This is a genomic window from Mycobacterium sp. 852002-51057_SCH5723018 (assembly GCF_001667035.1).
Lineage (GTDB): Bacteria > Actinomycetota > Actinomycetes > Mycobacteriales > Mycobacteriaceae > Mycobacterium.
Map to the genome: position 1 here is coordinate 77,225 of NZ_LZIR01000120.1, position 16,141 is coordinate 93,365.

Annotated in this window: 18 protein-coding genes and 1 pseudogene; 13 read left to right on the top strand and 6 right to left on the bottom strand. The window is 65.8% G+C overall.

From position 1 onward, the window contains the following. Positions 1–106 precede the first annotated feature (106 nt). Positions 107–925 carry a serine hydrolase gene (locus tag A5764_RS24290; RefSeq protein WP_067118407.1) on the bottom strand — a complete coding sequence of 273 codons (819 nt, stop codon included), beginning with the start codon at positions 923–925 and terminating at the stop codon, positions 107–109. After that, positions 922–1,944, bottom strand: a complete 1,023-nt coding sequence (locus A5764_RS24295) for a class I SAM-dependent methyltransferase (RefSeq protein WP_067118410.1) — start codon at positions 1,942–1,944, stop codon at positions 922–924. Before A5764_RS24295 ends, A5764_RS24290 begins: the two co-directional genes overlap by 4 nt. Positions 1,945–2,075: 131 nt before the next feature. On the opposite strand from A5764_RS24295, the gene A5764_RS24300 reads away from it, so the two are divergent. Both A5764_RS24300 and A5764_RS24305 read left to right on the top strand, forming a co-directional pair. Then, entirely contained in the window at positions 2,076–3,161 is a 1,086-nt protein-coding gene (locus tag A5764_RS24300) for an S-(hydroxymethyl)mycothiol dehydrogenase (RefSeq protein WP_067118413.1), read from the top strand. Continuing rightward, complete coding sequence (locus A5764_RS24305; RefSeq protein WP_067118416.1) at positions 3,161–3,784, top strand: MBL fold metallo-hydrolase; 624 nt, start codon at positions 3,161–3,163, stop codon at positions 3,782–3,784. The genes A5764_RS24300 and A5764_RS24305 overlap by 1 nt, the downstream gene beginning before the upstream one ends. A 1-nt stretch (position 3,785) precedes the next feature. On the opposite strand, the gene A5764_RS24310 is transcribed toward A5764_RS24305, so the two are convergent. Next, positions 3,786–4,379 (bottom strand): TetR/AcrR family transcriptional regulator, encoded by a 594-nt coding sequence (locus tag A5764_RS24310; protein ID WP_067118419.1) that lies wholly within the window; start codon positions 4,377–4,379, stop codon positions 3,786–3,788. A 106-nt stretch (positions 4,380–4,485) separates the two neighbouring features. Here A5764_RS24310 and A5764_RS24315 point away from each other — a divergent pair, with 106 nt between their 5' ends. The 11 genes from A5764_RS24315 to A5764_RS24360 all read left to right on the top strand — a co-directional run bounded on the left by A5764_RS24315 (position 4,486) and on the right by A5764_RS24360 (position 14,378). Then, positions 4,486–5,475, top strand: a complete 990-nt coding sequence (locus A5764_RS24315) for a TIGR03564 family F420-dependent LLM class oxidoreductase (RefSeq protein WP_067118421.1) — start codon at positions 4,486–4,488, stop codon at positions 5,473–5,475. Positions 5,476–5,864: 389 nt separating this feature from the next. Next, positions 5,865–6,737, top strand: a complete 873-nt coding sequence (locus A5764_RS24320) for an alpha/beta hydrolase (protein WP_369807366.1) — start codon at positions 5,865–5,867, stop codon at positions 6,735–6,737. Between the two features lie 124 nt (positions 6,738–6,861). Next, on the top strand, positions 6,862–8,454 hold the full coding sequence (locus A5764_RS24325; RefSeq protein WP_067118428.1) for a GMC family oxidoreductase: 1,593 nt from the start codon (positions 6,862–6,864) through the stop codon (positions 8,452–8,454). Between the two features lie 80 nt (positions 8,455–8,534). After that, complete coding sequence (locus A5764_RS24330) at positions 8,535–9,206, top strand: cutinase family protein (protein ID WP_067118493.1); 672 nt, start codon at positions 8,535–8,537, stop codon at positions 9,204–9,206. Between the two features lie 379 nt (positions 9,207–9,585). Then, entirely contained in the window at positions 9,586–10,575 is a 990-nt protein-coding gene (locus tag A5764_RS24335) for an AraC family transcriptional regulator (protein WP_067118432.1), read from the top strand. 3 nt (positions 10,576–10,578) lie between these two features. After that, the gene (locus A5764_RS29765) at positions 10,579–10,701 is read left to right on the top strand and encodes a hypothetical protein (RefSeq protein ID WP_255361135.1); all 123 of its coding nucleotides are present in this window, start codon (positions 10,579–10,581) and stop codon (positions 10,699–10,701) included. Positions 10,702–10,710: 9 nt separating this feature from the next. Beyond that, the gene (locus A5764_RS24340; RefSeq protein ID WP_067118435.1) at positions 10,711–11,184 is read left to right on the top strand and encodes a MarR family winged helix-turn-helix transcriptional regulator; all 474 of its coding nucleotides are present in this window, start codon (positions 10,711–10,713) and stop codon (positions 11,182–11,184) included. Between the two features lie 114 nt (positions 11,185–11,298). Next, the gene (locus A5764_RS24345) at positions 11,299–12,033 is read left to right on the top strand and encodes an NAD(P)-dependent oxidoreductase (RefSeq protein WP_067118438.1); all 735 of its coding nucleotides are present in this window, start codon (positions 11,299–11,301) and stop codon (positions 12,031–12,033) included. 10 nt (positions 12,034–12,043) lie between these two features. Beyond that, positions 12,044–12,412: a DoxX family protein gene (locus A5764_RS24350; RefSeq protein ID WP_067118441.1), complete on the top strand. Its 369-nt coding sequence runs from the start codon at positions 12,044–12,046 to the stop codon at positions 12,410–12,412. 71 nt (positions 12,413–12,483) lie between these two features. Continuing rightward, a complete protein-coding gene (locus tag A5764_RS24355; protein ID WP_067118496.1) occupies positions 12,484–12,837 on the top strand; it encodes a hypothetical protein in 354 nt (117 codons plus the stop codon). Continuing rightward, complete coding sequence (locus A5764_RS24360) at positions 12,834–14,378, top strand: multicopper oxidase family protein (protein WP_067118443.1); 1,545 nt, start codon at positions 12,834–12,836, stop codon at positions 14,376–14,378. Before A5764_RS24355 ends, A5764_RS24360 begins: the two co-directional genes overlap by 4 nt. A 4-nt stretch (positions 14,379–14,382) precedes the next feature. On the opposite strand, the gene A5764_RS24365 is transcribed toward A5764_RS24360, so the two are convergent. The 3 genes and pseudogenes from A5764_RS24365 to A5764_RS29585 form a co-directional block, all read right to left on the bottom strand. Continuing rightward, positions 14,383–14,808: an SRPBCC family protein gene (locus A5764_RS24365; RefSeq protein ID WP_067118446.1), complete on the bottom strand. Its 426-nt coding sequence runs from the start codon at positions 14,806–14,808 to the stop codon at positions 14,383–14,385. Further along, complete coding sequence (locus tag A5764_RS24370; protein WP_231989803.1) at positions 14,808–15,749, bottom strand: NAD-dependent epimerase/dehydratase family protein; 942 nt, start codon at positions 15,747–15,749, stop codon at positions 14,808–14,810. The genes A5764_RS24365 and A5764_RS24370 overlap by 1 nt, the downstream gene beginning before the upstream one ends. Positions 15,750–15,950: 201 nt before the next feature. Next, positions 15,951–16,141 (bottom strand): annotated as a pseudogene (locus tag A5764_RS29585) (hypothetical protein); the annotation flags it as partial.

Below are 16,141 nucleotides of genomic sequence, written 5' to 3' on the forward strand. Positions count from 1 at the left end.
TGGGCCCGATAAGCCGGATGCTTGGCGGATATCCGCCACTATTTTTTGTGTCCTGCGTGTCTATTGTGCCCTGTGATACCCATGTTGCGCTAGTGTGCGATGCGAATTAGGCGTACTCGCCTATCACCGCGTCGGAAATCGACGGCCACGGCCGCAGCGCCCACTCCCCGAAATCGCGGTCGGTGAGCGCCACCTGCGCCAGGTCCAGCTCGGGATCCGCCCAGATGAAACCACCCGCCTGGCCGAAATGGCCGTAGGTCCGCACCGAGTTGCGCGACCCCGTCCAGTGCGGCGACTTCGAGTCCCGGATCTCGAAACCCAGCCCCCAATCGTTGGGCCGCTGGGTGCCGTAGCCGGGCAGCACGCCGTCCAGGCCCGGGAATTGCACCGTCGTCGCCTCGGCGTGCAGCTGCGCCGAGACGGTCGACGGGCGCAGCAGGTCACCGGCGAAGGCGGCCAGGTCGGCGACCGTCGAGGTGGCCCCGAAGCCGGCCGCCTCGGTGCCGCCGTCCAGCCGGGTCGCGGTCATGCCGAGCGGTTCGCAGACCGCCTCGGCCAGGTAGCGGCCGAACTCGATCCCCGACTCGCGCTCCACCGTCTGGGCCAGCACGGTGAAGCCGTAGTTGGAATACATCCGCCGGGTGCCGGGCTTGGCGAGGACGCGGTCAGAGTGCATGGCCAAGCCCGACGTGTGCGCCAGCAGGTGGCGGACCGTGGAGCCGGGCGGGCCGGCCTCGGTGTCGAGGTCGACGACGCCCTCCTCGATGGCCACCAGCACGGCCCGGGCCACCAGCGGCTTGGTCACCGACGCCAGCTCGAACACCCGCTCGGTGTCGCCGTGGCTGGCCAGCACTCCGCAGGGCCCGATCACCGCGGCGATCGCGGCCGTGACCGGCCAGTTATCCAGGGCCTCGAGCGCGGTCATCCCTTCGTTGCGATGTAGTAATTGTTGAAGGGGTCCGCGTCGGTCTCGGCCACCAGCACGTCGCCGAACCCGGCGTCGGCGAGCATCGAAGTGGCCAGCTGCGCGCCCCAGGCCGCGCCCAGCCCGGCGCCGTCCAGCGCCAGCGACACCGTCATGCAGTGCATCAGCGAGACGGTGTAGAGGTAGGTGCTCATCGGCATGCCGACGTTGTCCTCGAGCCGGCTCGACGCCTTGATGTCGGCCATCAAGAAGACCCCGCCCGGTCGCAACGCGCGGTGGATGTTCTCCAGCACCCGCGCCGGCTGGGCCTGATCGTGGATGGCGTCGAAAACGGTGATGACGTCGTAGGCCTCGGCCTTGTCCAGCTCGGGCAGGTTGTGACTCTCGAAGCCCGCGTTGGTCAGGCCGAGGCGGGCCGCCTCCTGGACACCGGCCGCGATGGCCTCGTCGGAGAAGTCGATGCCGGTGAACCGGCTCGCGGGGAACGCCTGGGCCATCAGGTTGATCGCATGACCGCTGCCGCATCCGAAGTCAGCCACGTCCACGCCGGAACGCAGCCGCTCGACGAGTCCGTCGACCAACGGCAGTACGACGTCGACGAGCGCGGAGTCGAACACCGTGCCGCTCTGCTCGGCCTGCAGCTTGTGGAATCGCGGGAATTCGCTGTAGGGCAGCCCGCCGCCGTTCCTGAAGCAACCGACGAGCTTTTGCTCGACCTCGCTGAGCAGCGGAATGAACTGGGCGAGGACGGCCAGGTTGTCCTGACCGGCCTTGCGGGTGAGCGCTCCGGCGCGGTGGGCGGGCAGCGTGTAGGTGGCGGTCTCGGGGTCGTGGTCGACGACGTGCCCGGTGGTCATGCCGCCCAGCCACTCCCGGACGTAGCGCTCGTTGAGGCCCGCGGCCTCGGCAATTTGCGCGCTGGTGGCCGGGGGCATCCCGGCCATGGTGTCGAGCAGGCCGGTCTGATGTCCGATGCTCAGCAGGAGGGTGAGGCTCGCGGAGTCGATGGCCGCGATCATTCGCTCAGCGAATTGTTCGGCGGTTTCGGTGGTTACAGCGGTTACGGCGGGGCTTTTCTCGTCTGTCGTCACGTCATGTAGACGCTACACCGGCTGCGCAGTGTGATCCGCCCGACAGTAGGTTGTAGCCCATGAGTCAGACAGTGCGCGGAGTCATTTCACGCAAGAAGGGCGAGCCCGTCGAGCTGGTCGACATCGTCGTCCCGGACCCCGGCCCCGGCGAGGCGCTCGTCGACGTCATCGCCTGCGGGGTATGCCACACCGACCTGACCTACCGCGAGGGCGGCATCAACGACGAGTACCCCTTCCTGCTCGGCCACGAGGCCGCGGGCACCGTGGAAGCGGTCGGGCCGGGCGTGACGGCCGTCGAGCCGGGCGACTTCGTGATCCTGAACTGGCGTGCGGTGTGCGGGCAGTGCCGGGCCTGCAAGCGCGGCCGTCCCCAGCTGTGCTTCGACACGTTCAACGCCGAGCAGAAGATGACGCTGACCGACGGCACCGAGCTCACCCCGGCGCTGGGCATCGGCGCGTTCGCCGACAAGACGCTGGTGCACGCCGGCCAGTGCACCAAGGTCGACCCCCAGGCCGACCCGGCCGTCGCGGGCCTGCTGGGCTGCGGCGTGATGGCCGGGCTGGGCGCGGCGATCAACACCGGCGCGGTGACCCGCGACGACACCGTCGCGGTGATCGGCTGCGGCGGCGTCGGCGATGCGGCGATCGCCGGTGCCGCGCTGGTGGGGGCCCGGAAGATCATCGCCGTCGACACCGACAACACCAAGCTGGACTGGGCCCGCAAGTTCGGCGCCACCCACACCATCAACGCCCGGGATCTGGATGTCGTCGAGACCATCCAGGACCTCACGGACGGCTTCGGCGTCAACGTGGCGATCGACGCGGTGGGCCGGCCCGAAACCTGGAAGCAGGCCTTCTACGCCCGCGATCTCGCGGGAACCGTTGTGCTGGTTGGTGTTCCGACGCCTGACATGCGCCTGGACATGCCGCTGCTGGACTTCTTCTCGCACGGGGGTTCGCTGAAGTCGTCGTGGTACGGCGATTGCCTGCCCGAACGCGACTTCCCCACCCTGATCGAGCTGTATCTGCAGGGCCGGCTTCCGCTGGAGATGTTCGTGTCCGAACGCATCGGGCTCGACGACGTCGAGGAGGCGTTCCACAAGATGCACGGCGGCAAGGTGCTGCGTTCGGTGGTGATGCTCTGATGGTGTCCATCGACCGGGTCGTCACCCACGGAACCTTCGAACTCGACGGCGGCAGTTGGGAAGTCGACAACAACATCTGGCTGATCGGCGACAACTCCAACGTCGTGGTGTTCGACGCCGCACACGATGCGGCACCCATCGTCGAGGCCGTGGGTGGCCGCCACGTGGTGGCGGTGGTCTGCACGCACGGCCACAACGACCACGTGACGGTCGCGCCGGAACTCGGCAACACACTCGACGCACCGGTGCTGCTGCATCCGGCTGACGAGGTGCTGTGGCGAATGACGCATCCGGACAAAGACTTCCGCTCCGTGGCCGACGGCGAGACGGTGAGCGTGGGAGGGACGGAGCTGCGGGCGCTGCACACCCCGGGCCACTCCCCCGGATCGGTGTGTTGGTACGCGCACGACCTGGGTGTGGTGTTCAGCGGCGACACGTTGTTCTCCGGCGGCCCGGGCGCGACGGGACGCTCGTACTCCGACTTCCCGACGATCCTGCAGTCGATCTCCGAGCGGCTGGGCAAGCTGCCCGGCGAGACGGTCGTGCACACCGGCCACGGTGACAGCACCACCGTCGGCGACGAGATCGTCCACTACGAGGAGTGGGTGGCCCGCGGCCACTGAGCTAGGTTGGGCCGCTTCCGGGCCGGATCAGTCCGTGGGTGACGATGGCCATCAAGGCGTCGGCCCGGCGGCCGGCGTCCGACGTCTGTTCGGCGGCAATTGCGACGGCGTTGGCGAGGCGCAGGACATCATCGATCTCGGTGCCGCCATCGACTGAGCCCTCTGCCTGGGCTCGAGAAAGCAACCGCTGACCGGCGTCCCGGATCAATCGGTGCGGATTGGCGCCGCCGCCACGCGCGGGCACCTCCATCAGCGCGGCGGCCAAGCCGCGGGTGGCAGCGGCGTGTGACACCAGCTCGCGAAGCCAGGACACCAGAGCCGTGTCCGGATCGTCGGCATCGCCGAGTTCCTCGGCACGGTCGCAGAGTATGGCGATGCGGTCGCGGAACATGGCCTGCAGCAAGGCGTCTCGACCGCCGAAGTGGCGGTGCAGCGTTGCCGACCCCACGCCCGCGCGCCGGGCGATCTCCTCCAGTGAGGCGTCGGCTCCCGCCTCGGCGACCACCGCGCCGGCAGCGGCCAGGATCTTGTCGCGATTACGGCGGGCGTCGGCGCGCATCGAAGACTCGTGCGGCTGCGGTGGTCGACGCGGCATCCGACCCTCCTTGCGTAACCGGGGTGACCCCCCGTATCGTCGCATACCGTAAGCGGGGTGGCACCCCATTTCCTCGTATTCCAGGGCACGTCATCGGAGGTCATCCATGCGCATCGGTCTTGCGGTCGGCGAGATTCGCGGAGTGACAACGGTTAACGCCGTCGTCGAACAGGTCCGGGCGGCCGCCGAGGCCGGCTTCCCGACCGCCTGGTCGAGCCAGGCACTGGGCATCGATGCGCTGACCAGCGTGGCGGTGGCCGGTGCCGCCGTGCCCGGCATCGAAATGGGAACCGCAGTGATTCCCGTGCCGCAGCGTCACCCCCTCGTGCTGGCGAGCCAAGCGCTGACGGTTCAATCGGCGGTTTCGGGTCGGCTCACGCTGGGCATCGGGGCGGGGATCGGCGCCATGATCACCGGCATGTACGGGATGGCGGCCGACCGGCCCGCCGCCCGCATGCGCGAATACCTCGGACTGCTGAACCCGCTGCTCCAGGGACACCCCGTGAATCACCGAGGCTTCATCACCGCCGCGGGCGCGGTCAGCGTTTCCGGCGTCAAAGCCCCTTCGGTGTTGCTCGCCGCCCTCGGGCCCTCGATGCTGCAGGCGGCCGGTGAGCTGACCGACGGCACCGTGACCTGGATGACGGGACCGCGGACACTGGCCACCCATATCGTGCCGACCATCGCCAAGGCCGCAACCGACGCGGGTCGCACCAGACCGAGAATCGTTGCGGGCCTGCCCGTTTGGGCGACCGACGACGTCGACGCGGCCCGCTCCATCATCGGCGAACGGTTCGGCGTTGCAGCGCAGGTCCCCGAGTACCGCAGGACTCTTGCGCGTGAAGGGCTCACGGGTCCGGCCGGCGTGGCGATAGTCGGTGACGCCGCGGCGCTCGAGCGCGGCATCGACCAGTTGCGCGACGCTGGTGTCACCGACTTCATGGCGGTGCCCTGTGGAAACGACGATGACCAGAGGCGCACCATCGATGCGCTGTCCGAACTGGCGCGCGCAGCCCTTGATCGCACGGCCAGGACCGCGGTGCACACCATGAGGACTGCGGTGGCAGACGCCGGCCTCACGCCGGGTGCAGGCTGACGGGGGATTCCGGAATGCCGCACGGTTGTGGTGGTGGCGCCGCGCCAAAGTGTGTTAGACCAGTTGCCGAAGCCGAAGCCGACTCGCTGGAGCATGCGCAAACGGCACCTTGAGCAGGACCGATTCTACGTCCCCCCACGCGCGGCTTGCGGCCGCCCAGGCGCGGCCTAGGGGTGGTTCACGTCGATCCCGCGCGGGCTGATGGACCATCGCCGCCGTCGGTCGGCACGCGCGTCCTGTAGCCCGTACCCAGGCCGGGTGCCAGGAATCGGCCCTTCTTTCCGGTTCCGGACCAGTTTCGCCCGAGTCCTTCTATTTTCCGCGTCGCCAGCCACAGAATCAACGTCTGCGGGTGGGGGTTCGTCGTACCAACCACCCGCAGGACGCCAATGCGCGAGCCTCTGCAAATCCCTTGCAGCGAGCTACTTTCAACGACACCCGCGAGGAGACGCGTCATGACCGCATCAACAAAGATTAATCCCGTCATCTTCATCCACGGACTATGGATCCACTCCACGGCCTGGCGCCCGTGGATAGAACTCTTCGCCCAGCACGGCTACAGTGCGTCGGCCCCCGGCTGGCCCGGTGACGCACCGACCGTCGCCGAGACCCGATCGAACCCAAACGCGTTGGACAACGTCGACATCGAAATGCTGGTGGATCATTACACCCGCCTCATCGGTACACCCGACGTCCAACCCATCGTGATCGGGCACTCGTTCGGCGGCCTGATCGCCCAAGAACTCCTCGCCAACAATGTCGCCGCAGCCGCCGTCGGGATTGACCCGGCACAGATCAAAGGAGTCAAAGCACTCCCGTTCGCCCAAGTGCGCTCCGCGTTCCCCGTTCTCGGCAACCCCGCGAACAAACATCGCACCGTCTCGCTGACCGCGGAGCAGTTCCGCTATGCATTCGGCAACATGCTGACCGAAGACGAATCGGACCTCCTCCACGCCAAGTGGTCCATCCCAGGCCCCGGCAAACCGCTTTTCCAAGGGGCTGCAGCCAATTTCTCGCGGCATTCACCCGCCAAGGTCGACACCCAGAAGGCCGACCGCGGCCCCCTCCTGCTTACCTCGGGCACCGCAGACCACACTGTTCCACTCAAGGTGACCGAGGAAGTCTTCGCCATGTATCAGAAGGGATCCGGGCACACCGACCTTCACCTCTTCGAAGACCGCGGACACTCACTCACCATCGACCACGGCTGGAGCGACGTCGCCAACGTCATCTTGAAATGGCTCACCCAACAAGGCTTCTGATCACCATGCCATCCGGGCCCCGGGCGAGCGGAGGGGGCAGACGGGCCCTGGCCGCCCGCCCGACGGAGCCTGCCCAACTTCGAGGAATACGATGAGTTACGCCCATCAAGAACATTCCGCTGCAATGGATTTCACCCCATCGTACCTGCCGCACTACGACTTCATCGTGTGCGGAGCCGGTTCGGCGGGATCGGTGGTGGCGAGCCGGCTCTCCGAGGATCCCCAAGCGACCGTGTTACTTCTGGAGGCCGGAGGTACCGATCAGCTACCGGCAGTGACCGATCCGGGTCTGCACTGGATGAATCACGGGTCCGCCCTCGATTGGGCCTTCACGACAGTGCCGAACCCGCTGATCAATGGTCGCCGTCTGCTGATGTCGATGGGCAAGGTGCTCGGCGGCGGCTCTGCGATCAATCCGATGATCTGGGCGCGCGGCCATCAGACCGACTGGGATCGTCTCGCCGCGGAGGCCGGTGACGATGCATGGAACTACGAGTCGGTACTGAAGCTCTACCGGGAGGTGGAGGATTGGCACGGTGCCCCCGATCCGCTCCACCGAGGGACGGGCGGACCGATGTACGTGCAGCCTGCACCGAACCCCCACCCACTGGTCGCAGCCTCTCTCGAGGCGGCCGCCGAGGTCGGCATCGCGACCTTCAAGAATCCAAACGGTCGGCTGATGGAGGCGGACGGTGGCGCCGCGGTGACCGATGTGCTCATTCGCGCAGGGCAGCGCCAATCGGTCTACCGCTCCTACGTTCACCCCCACCTGCACCGCACCAACCTGACTGTGTTGACTCACGCCGTGGTGCGGCGGGTGGTTTTCCAGGGCGCCCGTGCCACGGGCGTCGAAATCGATCACCGCGGCTCGATCAGCCGGATCGAAGCCGGCGTGGAGGTCGTGCTTTCACTTGGTGCGATCAACACGCCGAAAGTGCTGCTGCACTCTGGTATTGGCAACGCCGACGAGTTGCGACCGCTGGACATCCCGATCGTCGCGCACTTACCCGGCGTGGGTCAGAACCTGCAGGATCACCTCGGAATCGACTGCGTCTTTGAGTGTCCCGAGGTCCTGGCGCCCCGCAACAACATGTCCGAGTCGGTCTTCTTCGTGACAACGACATCCGGGGCGCGGGCTCCTGAGTTCTTCGTCTGCCAGAGCGAGGTCCCGAAGGCCACCCCTGAGAACACCGACCGATACGGGTTACCGGAATCCAGCTGGACCCTCTTCGGTGCCGTTTCGCATCCGGCGAGTCGCGGCCGGATCCGTCTGACCGGAGCGGATCCCGGGTCGCCGGTACGGATCGAGGCCAACAGTCTGAGTCACCCCGACGACATGCGCATGGCGATCGCTGGAATGCAGCGGATGCGCGAGATTGGCGCAGCAACGGCGCTGAGACCGTTCGTCAAACGGGAAGTCATGCCGGGCAGGTTGACCGACTCAGAGATGGAGAGCTATATCCGCGACGCGGGCTGCAGTTACTGGCACGAGGTGGGTACCGCCAAGATGGGTCGTGACGAGATGTCGGTCGTCGACTCCCGGCTCAAAGTGCAAGGTGTCGATGGGCTCCGGGTGGCCGACGGTTCGATCATGCCGCGCCTGACGACCAGCAATACCATGGCCCCCTGCGTGGTGATCGGGGAGCGCGCCGCAGACGCCATCCTCGACCGGACGGCTCCTCGGATGCAATTCACAGACTCTCAAGCGGGAAGCTGATTAGTTGCTGGCGATGTCAGCGACCGAAAGGTAAAGCCATGTACCACACCACCGCACCCGCCGATAAGACGCGACGCTGGATGCTGCGCGGCCTTGCCATAGGGGTGATCTGCCTCGCCGTCGGTCGGGGGTTGCAGGCAACAGCTAGTGCAGAATCAGGTGCGTCCTGCCCTGACGTAGAGGTGGTGTTTGCGCGCGGCACTTTCGAGGCGCCGGGTATTGGCGACACTGGGCAGGCATTCGTCGACGCGTTAAACTCCCGCCTTGGCGGGAGTGCCGTCGATGTTTATGCAGTGGACTATCCCGCATCGTTGGACTTTAATGACGCCGCACAGGGCGTCATCGACGCCAGCAACAGGGTCGAATCGATTGCCGCCACCTGCCCGCACACCAAGATCGTGCTGGGCGGCTACTCACAGGGAGCTGCGGTGGCCGGTTACACCACCAGCGACGCGGTGCCCCCGGGATACGTGCTGCCCGCGGGCCTCACCGGGGTCATGCCTGCGACTATCGCCACGCATGTTGTCGCTGTCACCTTGTTTGGAAAGCCATCAAACGGCTTTCTAAATCTCATCGACCGCAGCGCTCCACCCATCACGATCGGGCATCTCTACGCGGGCAAGACCCTCGAATTGTGCGCAGCGGGCGATCCCGTCTGCGCAGGTGGGCTCGACCGAGCGGCGCACAGCGCCTACAAGGACAACGGAATGGCCGAGCAGGCAGCCGAATTCGCTTCTAACGCCCTCGTGTGATCCCCCATGCGGGCCGCGACAACCGGTGAGCCGACGCCCCCCGGCATTCGGTCAGCAATCGCGGCAAACATACTCTCAGGTAATTAGCAGCCCCTTTTCAGGATTCAGGACTGATTCCGGCCTGATAATGTGGTAAGACGGTCAATTTGACGAGGAGGAACCATCGGAGCGGGATTGCCGTCGTACGTCGTTCCCTCGTCAACTCTCGTGTGCATCTGATCAAGCCGCTCGCGCCCACGTGTGAATATGGTTGCATCACAACGACATCAGCTCATGGCGCCGAAAGCGGAGACGGCGCGACCTGACCAACTGAGAAGGACATCATGGACACCTACCAGGACGGACCCGCCTCGACAACACGGGGCGTCGATGGGATCGCGTGCTCATCGTGCTGAAGCCGGCAACCATCACCGAATTCAGCACTGTCGGACTTCCGCCCCGAGAACGAATCGTCTCTTGGCAGGAGTACATTTCACATGCACTGCTGGATCTTCGGTGTCGATCGCTCAAGCCTGCGGAGTTCGAGGGCACAACGGTCAATCTGCAATTGGCTCACACGCTCCTAGCGCACAACAAAACTGCAACACCGACAGTCGTTGAGCGCCGACCCAAGATGATCCGGCAGTGCCCGGCCGACGCGATCGTTCTGCAATTTGTCTTGGCGGGAGAAGTGTTCGTTTTTCACAACGATGGAATCAGGACTGTGAGGCCGGGTCAGCTCCTGGTGTGCGATGCCGACAAGCCGTTCATCGGCGGGTTCTCGGCGGGCTACAAAGAGTTGATGCTAAAGGTGTCCAGGCATGCATTCCACGAAAACACCGGGCTGATCCAGTTGGACGCGCCACTCTTCAAGCCCTTCTCCACCAGATACGGCGCGGTCGCCGGCTCGCTGGCGGCGCGGGTGAGAGACGCACTTCGGACGAGTGACGGGCATTCGCACGAGCAGGAGCTATTGCGTTTGGTGGGCGCGATGTGGTGCCCTGACGCGGAGGCAGAATCGTCGACGTACCTGGCGAGCGCACGATCATTCATCGATGGTCGGCTGAGCGACCATACGTTGTCTGCAGCCAGAATTGCGGCAGCAGTGGGGATCAGTCCGCGGCATCTGTCGCGGATATTCTCGCGCACAGGGACAACCGTTCCTCAGTATGTCCTCGGGCGGCGGTTGGATGCAGCACGAAAGATGTTGGGACAGCCCTCATATTCGTCGATGACCATCGGAGAAATCTCGGCCCACTGCGGGTTCCGTTCCAGCGCCTATTTCTCCAGCGCCTTCACATCCCGTTTCGGACAGCGGCCATCAGATGTCCGTCGAATGGCTGGCCGACTTCCTACGTATGTGGAGGATTCGGCACGGTCCGACGACTGAACGGTGCGCGAGGCACTCGCGGCGCTGTCCCACGACGACATCGAAGTGACCACCGGATTCTTCTTCGTTGATCCGTTCGAGGACCTCGACCTGTTCCTGGCATGTGACAATCACGCCCGGTGCTAGTCTTAGCCGATGGCTGAAAACCGCTCCGGCATTGCTGAACTCGACGAGCGAATCCCGTTCCTGCTCTCGCAGTTGGGCGCCCATCTCAGCAGCGATTTCCAGCGCCGGCTGGCGGCTATTGGGGCCGACCCACGCACGTATGCGGTTTTGGCGGCACTGGACAGTGCCGACGGGCAGTCGCAGCGCCAGCTTTCCGAACGCCTCGGCATTCACCGCAACGCCATGGTGACCGTCATCGACAACCTCGAGCAGCGAGGACTGGCCAAACGGTTGACCCATCCCGAGGACCGGCGCGCGGTCGCCGTGACACTCACCGCCAAGGCCCGCCGCCTGCTACCAGCCCTGCACGACCAGGCCCGCGACCTCGAAGACGAAATCGCCGCACCGCTGTCGCCGAAAGAACGCGCCATGCTGCGCCGACTTCTGCAGCGAGTCGCCGCGGGAGCGGGGCTCATCCCCGGAGTCCATCCCCAGTTGGGGTGATTGCCTAGCACTCCCGCGGCTTGCTTGCAGCCCGTATGGAGACGGTCTAGCACAGCGGCATGATTGTCATGTACCGTGATCATCATATCCAGTGATTGATTTGGGGAGTGTGCGATGAGGTTGGTGATATTCGGGTCCAACGGGCCCACCGGACGGCTCGCTACTGCGCGCGCGGTGGCCGCCGGCCATTCGGTGGTCGCCGCGACACGTCGGCCGCCCGAATTCCCTTTCGCGCACCCGCAATTGACTGTCGTGGAAGCCGATGTGCGGAATTATCCCGCCGTGCTCGATGCGGTCAACGGAGCCGATGCCGTGGTTTCGGTGCTGGGTGTGCCCTTTACTCGCAGGCCCGTAGATACCTACTCGCTGGGAACCGCGAACATCATCGGCGCCATGTGCGCGTCGGGAACTCGCCGTCTCATCGTGGTGAGCTCCACGTCGGTATACCCCACCCGTCGCCACCATGCGCCGCTTTCGCTACGGCTGGTAGAACCAATCACCAAGGCGATCGGCAAGACGGTCTACGACGACATGCGCCGCATGGAAGCCATCGTGCGTCATAGCGGCACGGATTGGACGATCGTCCGAGCTTCCGGATTGTTCGACCTTCCCGAACCGACCGACTACGTATGCGGACCCGTCGACCCGGTGGGAGCGTTCACCGCCCGCATCGACTTGGCCGACTACCTGATCGCCCTCGCCGCCGAGACGGCATCCATACGGCGGATAGTGATCATCTCCACCACCCAGCACACGCCCACCTTGTGGCAGATGGTGCGCCAAGAAGCGCTGTCCAGCAAAGGCTCTCGCGTGGAGCCGAAACCCAGCCTTCCGTTGAACCCCGCATAGGAGACCACCCATGCACACCGCATATCTAGTGCTGATGCTGATCGCGATCGCCTTCGACGGATTCTCTGGCATCGCGGCGCTGGTTCACTTCGCGCCGATTCTGCCCGGAATGGCAAGCGCGGGCGTGCCCGTATCCTGGCTGAGGTTTCCCATCGGCACGTTGAAGACACTGGGCACCCTCGGACTCCTTGTCGGCCTGTGGATTCCAGCCATCGGCATCGCGGCTGCCGCGGGCCTGGTCATCTTCTTCGTATGCGCCGTCTACACCCACGTGCTTGCCCACGACATCACCGGCCAGATGATGTTCGGCGGATTTCTGCTGGCGCTCAACTGCGCCACGCTGGGCGCCGCCATCGCGGCCCATCCGACGGTCTTGTGACCATGCCAGTCACCACGGCCGGACCGGCCGCACGCCTGCCGCTGCTGTTGGCGCGCGCCAGCAGCGCGTTGATGATCGCGTGGGCGCTGGTGCAGGCGATTTTGGCCGGCAACTTCCTCGGCGGCCAATACGACGCGCTCAGGCTGCACGCGCTCGGGGCCAGAGCGGTCACCATCACCTCCGCGGTGCAGATCGTGATCCTGGCGTGGGTCTGGCGCACCACCGGCCGGCGGCGCCCCCTCGCCGCGGGCGTCGTGCAGACCCTGTTGCTCGTTGCCGAATTCGCAACGGGCGAATTGCGTCTCACCGCTCTACACATCCCACTCGGCGTGCTGCTGGTCGTCGGGATCGTCCAACTGGCGACGATGATCTGGCGCACTCCGCTGCCCGCACGCCATGTTCTCGACGCCGAAGTGACACCGTGAAGCGCCGAACCGTCCTGCGCGCGGGTCTGCTCACCGCGGGTGTCGGCCTCGTCGGTGCCGCCTGGCCTGCGGCGCAGACTGCGCTCGGCGCCGCCGAACCGGGCAGGCTGCTGCGTAGCGGGGCGCCGCTGCCGCCGCGCTATCAAGTGCCCTTGCCCATTCCGGCCCGCCTGGCGCCTGGCGCCAGCGACAGCACGACCGACTATTACACGATCACCCAGCAGGTGGCAGACCTGGCGATACTGCCCGGCCTGACCACACCGGCATGGACCTACGGGGGAACGTTTCCCGGACCCACCATCGTGTCGCGCTCGGGCCGGCGAACCGCGATACGCCACCACAACGCACTACCCGTCCCGGTGGCCGTGCACCTTCACGGCGGGCACACCCCGCCAGACAGTGACGGGTACCCGCTCGACCTCATCGAGCCGCAGGTGGCAGACGCCGCCGCCGGACATATGGGCATGGCGCCCGCCATGTCGCGCAACTCCGTTGTCGGACAGCGTGAATACGTGTATCCGATGCGACAACGCGCAGCGACGCTGTGGTATCACGACCACCGGATGGGCTACACCGGTCAGGCCGTCTGGCGGGGACTCGCGGGTTTCCACCTCGTGCACGATGACGAAGAAGACGCGCTGCCACTGCCGCAAGGTCGCCGCGACATACCGCTGATGATCACCGACCGATCCTTTGCCGCCGACGGGTCGTTCCAGTACCCCGTTACCGAGGGCGGTGACGTCGCCGCTCCCTACATGAACGGCGTGCTCGGCGACGTCGTGTTGGTCAACGGGGCGCCATGGCCCGTGTTGGAAACCGACCCCGCGCGGTACCGGTTCCGGATACTCAACGCCTCCAACGCCCGCCGCTACCGGCTGCGGCTGGATCCGCCACCGTCCGACGGTTCGGCCTTCACCCAAATCGGCAGTGACGGCGGCCTTCTGGCCGGCCCGCTCCAGCACGACGCGATCGACATCGCCCCGGCCGAACGGTTCGACGTCATCGTCGACTTCTCCCGCTATCGCCCGGGGACGCGGGTACGCCTCGTCAACGCTATTGGGACGCAGTCCGGTTCGGAGATCATGCGCTTCGACGTTGTCGGCACCGATCGATCAGACGAAACCACGATTCCCGAGAAGCTCAGCGGAACGTTCGCCCCGCTGGACCGTGGTCGCGCCGTGGCCACCCGCACATTCCTGTTCGGCCAGGGCCGCGCCGGCGTGTGGACAATCAACAACAAGCCGTACAAGCCCGGCGTTCCGCTGGCGACACCGCGCCTGGGCGAGGTAGAAATCTGGCGCTTCATCACCGACATTCGGCACCCGATCCATGTGCATCTCAACCACTTCCAGGTCTTATCGCGCAACGACAAATCACCGGGCAGCTACGATCGCGGATGGAAAGACACCGTGGACGTCGCGCCGTCTGGGGCGGTGGAGGTCATCGTCCAATTCACCGACTACCGGGGAGCGTATCTTGTCCATTGCCATAACCTCGAGCACGAGGACATGGCCATGATGGCCGACTTCGTCACGGTGTAGCGCGCTAGCCGCCAAAACGTTGGCGCATCAGCGCGATTCCTTCGACGTAGACGGCGCGGACTGCCGCTGCGGCATCATCCTCGGTGGCGCCGTCCGGGACGAAGGAACCGGCCCAATCCAGGCGGCACCTATCGTGGCGGAGGGGATTCAACGTGATCGTCGCCTGATAGTCCGCGATGGGAAGCGGTCCGGTGACGATCATCGAGTACCTTGTCCGCCAACGTTCCTCGTCCACCTCGTCCAGGCGTTCGACCAAGCGCTCGCCGTCGACGTCGACCGTGCGGGTCATGCCCACGCCCGACCCATGGGTCGTGACTTCGCCGTTGCGCGAAGCGACGAGCATCTCGACGAAACCGCCGAAATCGGCGACCAAGCCCCACACCCGCGGTGCCGGTGCGCCCAATTCGCCGTGTTCTTGGACCTCGATCATCAGCGACCCTCGTGCGCGGGTTCGGCAATAGCCGGACGGTGGGCTAGACCGTCGCGCAAGATTTCGGCGAGCGGTGTCGGGGCCAAGCCGAATGTGTGTTCGGTCTCCGAAGCGTCCACCACGAACGGTTTCTGCAGCTGATACTGCATTTCGGGCAGCTCCCGCACCACTTTTGAGCCCAACCCCGCCATGGCCAGCAACCATCCCGGCATCCGGCGCAGTTTCGGAGCACCGACGCCCGCGCAATCCGCCAGCACCGTCGCCAACTGACGTGGCGACATTGCGGGGTTGGTCGGCACGTGCCACGGCCGCCCCCAACCGCGCTCGTCGTCACCGATCGCGACCAGGGCGCGTGCGGCGTCGACGGTCCCGGTCCAACTGTGGGACGCATCCAGGTCGGCGGGGAACAATGCCGTTTTGCCGGCCAGCACCTTGGGCGCGACCATCAGGGTGAACACCGACAACGCGCCACGGCCGATGAAATCGCTGGCGCGCACCTCGGTTACGCGAACCCGCCCGGCCTCGTGGGCGGCTTTGGCTTGCGTCCAGGCTCGTGCGCGAAGTTCACCCTTGACTGAGTTGGGTTGCAGTGGAAGGTCTTCGGTGATCGGCCCCGCCACCGGTCCGTAGCCGTAAAGGTTTCCCAGCATGACGTAGTCGGCGCCGGCCGCGATGGCCGCATTGAGCATGCCCGACGCGAGGGCGGGAAGCTGCGTACGCCACAGGTGATAGGGCGGCGCGGCGCAGTTGTACAACGTGGTGGCGCCCCCCAGGACGGCCGCGAGCGCGTCGGTGTTCGATGCGTCGAGCGCGATCCGCCGGATGCGCGGATTACGCGGACCACCGCCGCTCCGCGTGACCAGGCGTACCTCATGACCGGCGGCGGCCAGAAGCTCGGCGGTCGCCACACCGGTCCCACCCGCGCCCACAACAACTTTCACAGACATCAATCTCCTTTCGGCACTTCGACGGTTTCACTATTCGCCGGGACGACTACACTCCGGAAGTGGCATAAACGCCACATATGGGGAGGTTCTGGCCATGCATCGTATTGCGGTGGTCGCCGTCCCGCCGGTCGGCGCGTTCGAGCTGTCCATACCGGACCTACTGTTCAGCGCGGTGCAGATCGACGGTCGCGATGCCTACGCCACCCATACCTGCACACCGCAGCCCGGGCCGGTGATCAGGACGGTGTCAGCGCCGGTGATCATGTCCAAATCGCCGGTGACGATCACGTCGAACCCACCTCGCGTGGCCACCGGCCCGGGCTGCGGTGTGCAGGTATGGGTGGCGTAGGCATCGCGACCGTCGATCTGCACCGCGCTGAACAGTA

Bases quoted from the DNA above. Each gene is read 5' to 3' on its own strand.
- A5764_RS24310 (WP_067118419.1), bottom strand. From the start codon at position 4,379: ATGCCGCGTCGACCACCGCAGCCGCACGAGTCTTCGATGCGCGCCGAC.
- A5764_RS24340 (WP_067118435.1), top strand. From the start codon at position 10,711: ATGGCTGAAAACCGCTCCGGCATTGCTGAACTCGACGAGCGAATCCCG.
- A5764_RS24325 (WP_067118428.1), top strand. From the start codon at position 6,862: ATGGATTTCACCCCATCGTACCTGCCGCACTACGACTTCATCGTGTGC.
- A5764_RS24295 (WP_067118410.1), bottom strand. From the start codon at position 1,944: ATGATCGCGGCCATCGACTCCGCGAGCCTCACCCTCCTGCTGAGCATC.
- A5764_RS24350 (WP_067118441.1), top strand. From the start codon at position 12,044: ATGCACACCGCATATCTAGTGCTGATGCTGATCGCGATCGCCTTCGAC.
- A5764_RS24365 (WP_067118446.1), bottom strand. From the start codon at position 14,808: ATGATCGAGGTCCAAGAACACGGCGAATTGGGCGCACCGGCACCGCGG.
- A5764_RS24330 (WP_067118493.1), top strand. From the start codon at position 8,535: ATGCTGCGCGGCCTTGCCATAGGGGTGATCTGCCTCGCCGTCGGTCGG.
- A5764_RS24345 (WP_067118438.1), top strand. From the start codon at position 11,299: ATGAGGTTGGTGATATTCGGGTCCAACGGGCCCACCGGACGGCTCGCT.
- A5764_RS24300 (WP_067118413.1), top strand. From the start codon at position 2,076: ATGAGTCAGACAGTGCGCGGAGTCATTTCACGCAAGAAGGGCGAGCCC.
- A5764_RS24315 (WP_067118421.1), top strand. From the start codon at position 4,486: ATGCGCATCGGTCTTGCGGTCGGCGAGATTCGCGGAGTGACAACGGTT.
- A5764_RS24305 (WP_067118416.1), top strand. From the start codon at position 3,161: ATGGTGTCCATCGACCGGGTCGTCACCCACGGAACCTTCGAACTCGAC.
- A5764_RS24355 (WP_067118496.1), top strand. From the start codon at position 12,484: ATGATCGCGTGGGCGCTGGTGCAGGCGATTTTGGCCGGCAACTTCCTC.
- A5764_RS24320 (WP_369807366.1), top strand. From the start codon at position 5,865: ATGCGCGAGCCTCTGCAAATCCCTTGCAGCGAGCTACTTTCAACGACA.
- A5764_RS24290 (WP_067118407.1), bottom strand. From the start codon at position 925: ATGACCGCGCTCGAGGCCCTGGATAACTGGCCGGTCACGGCCGCGATC.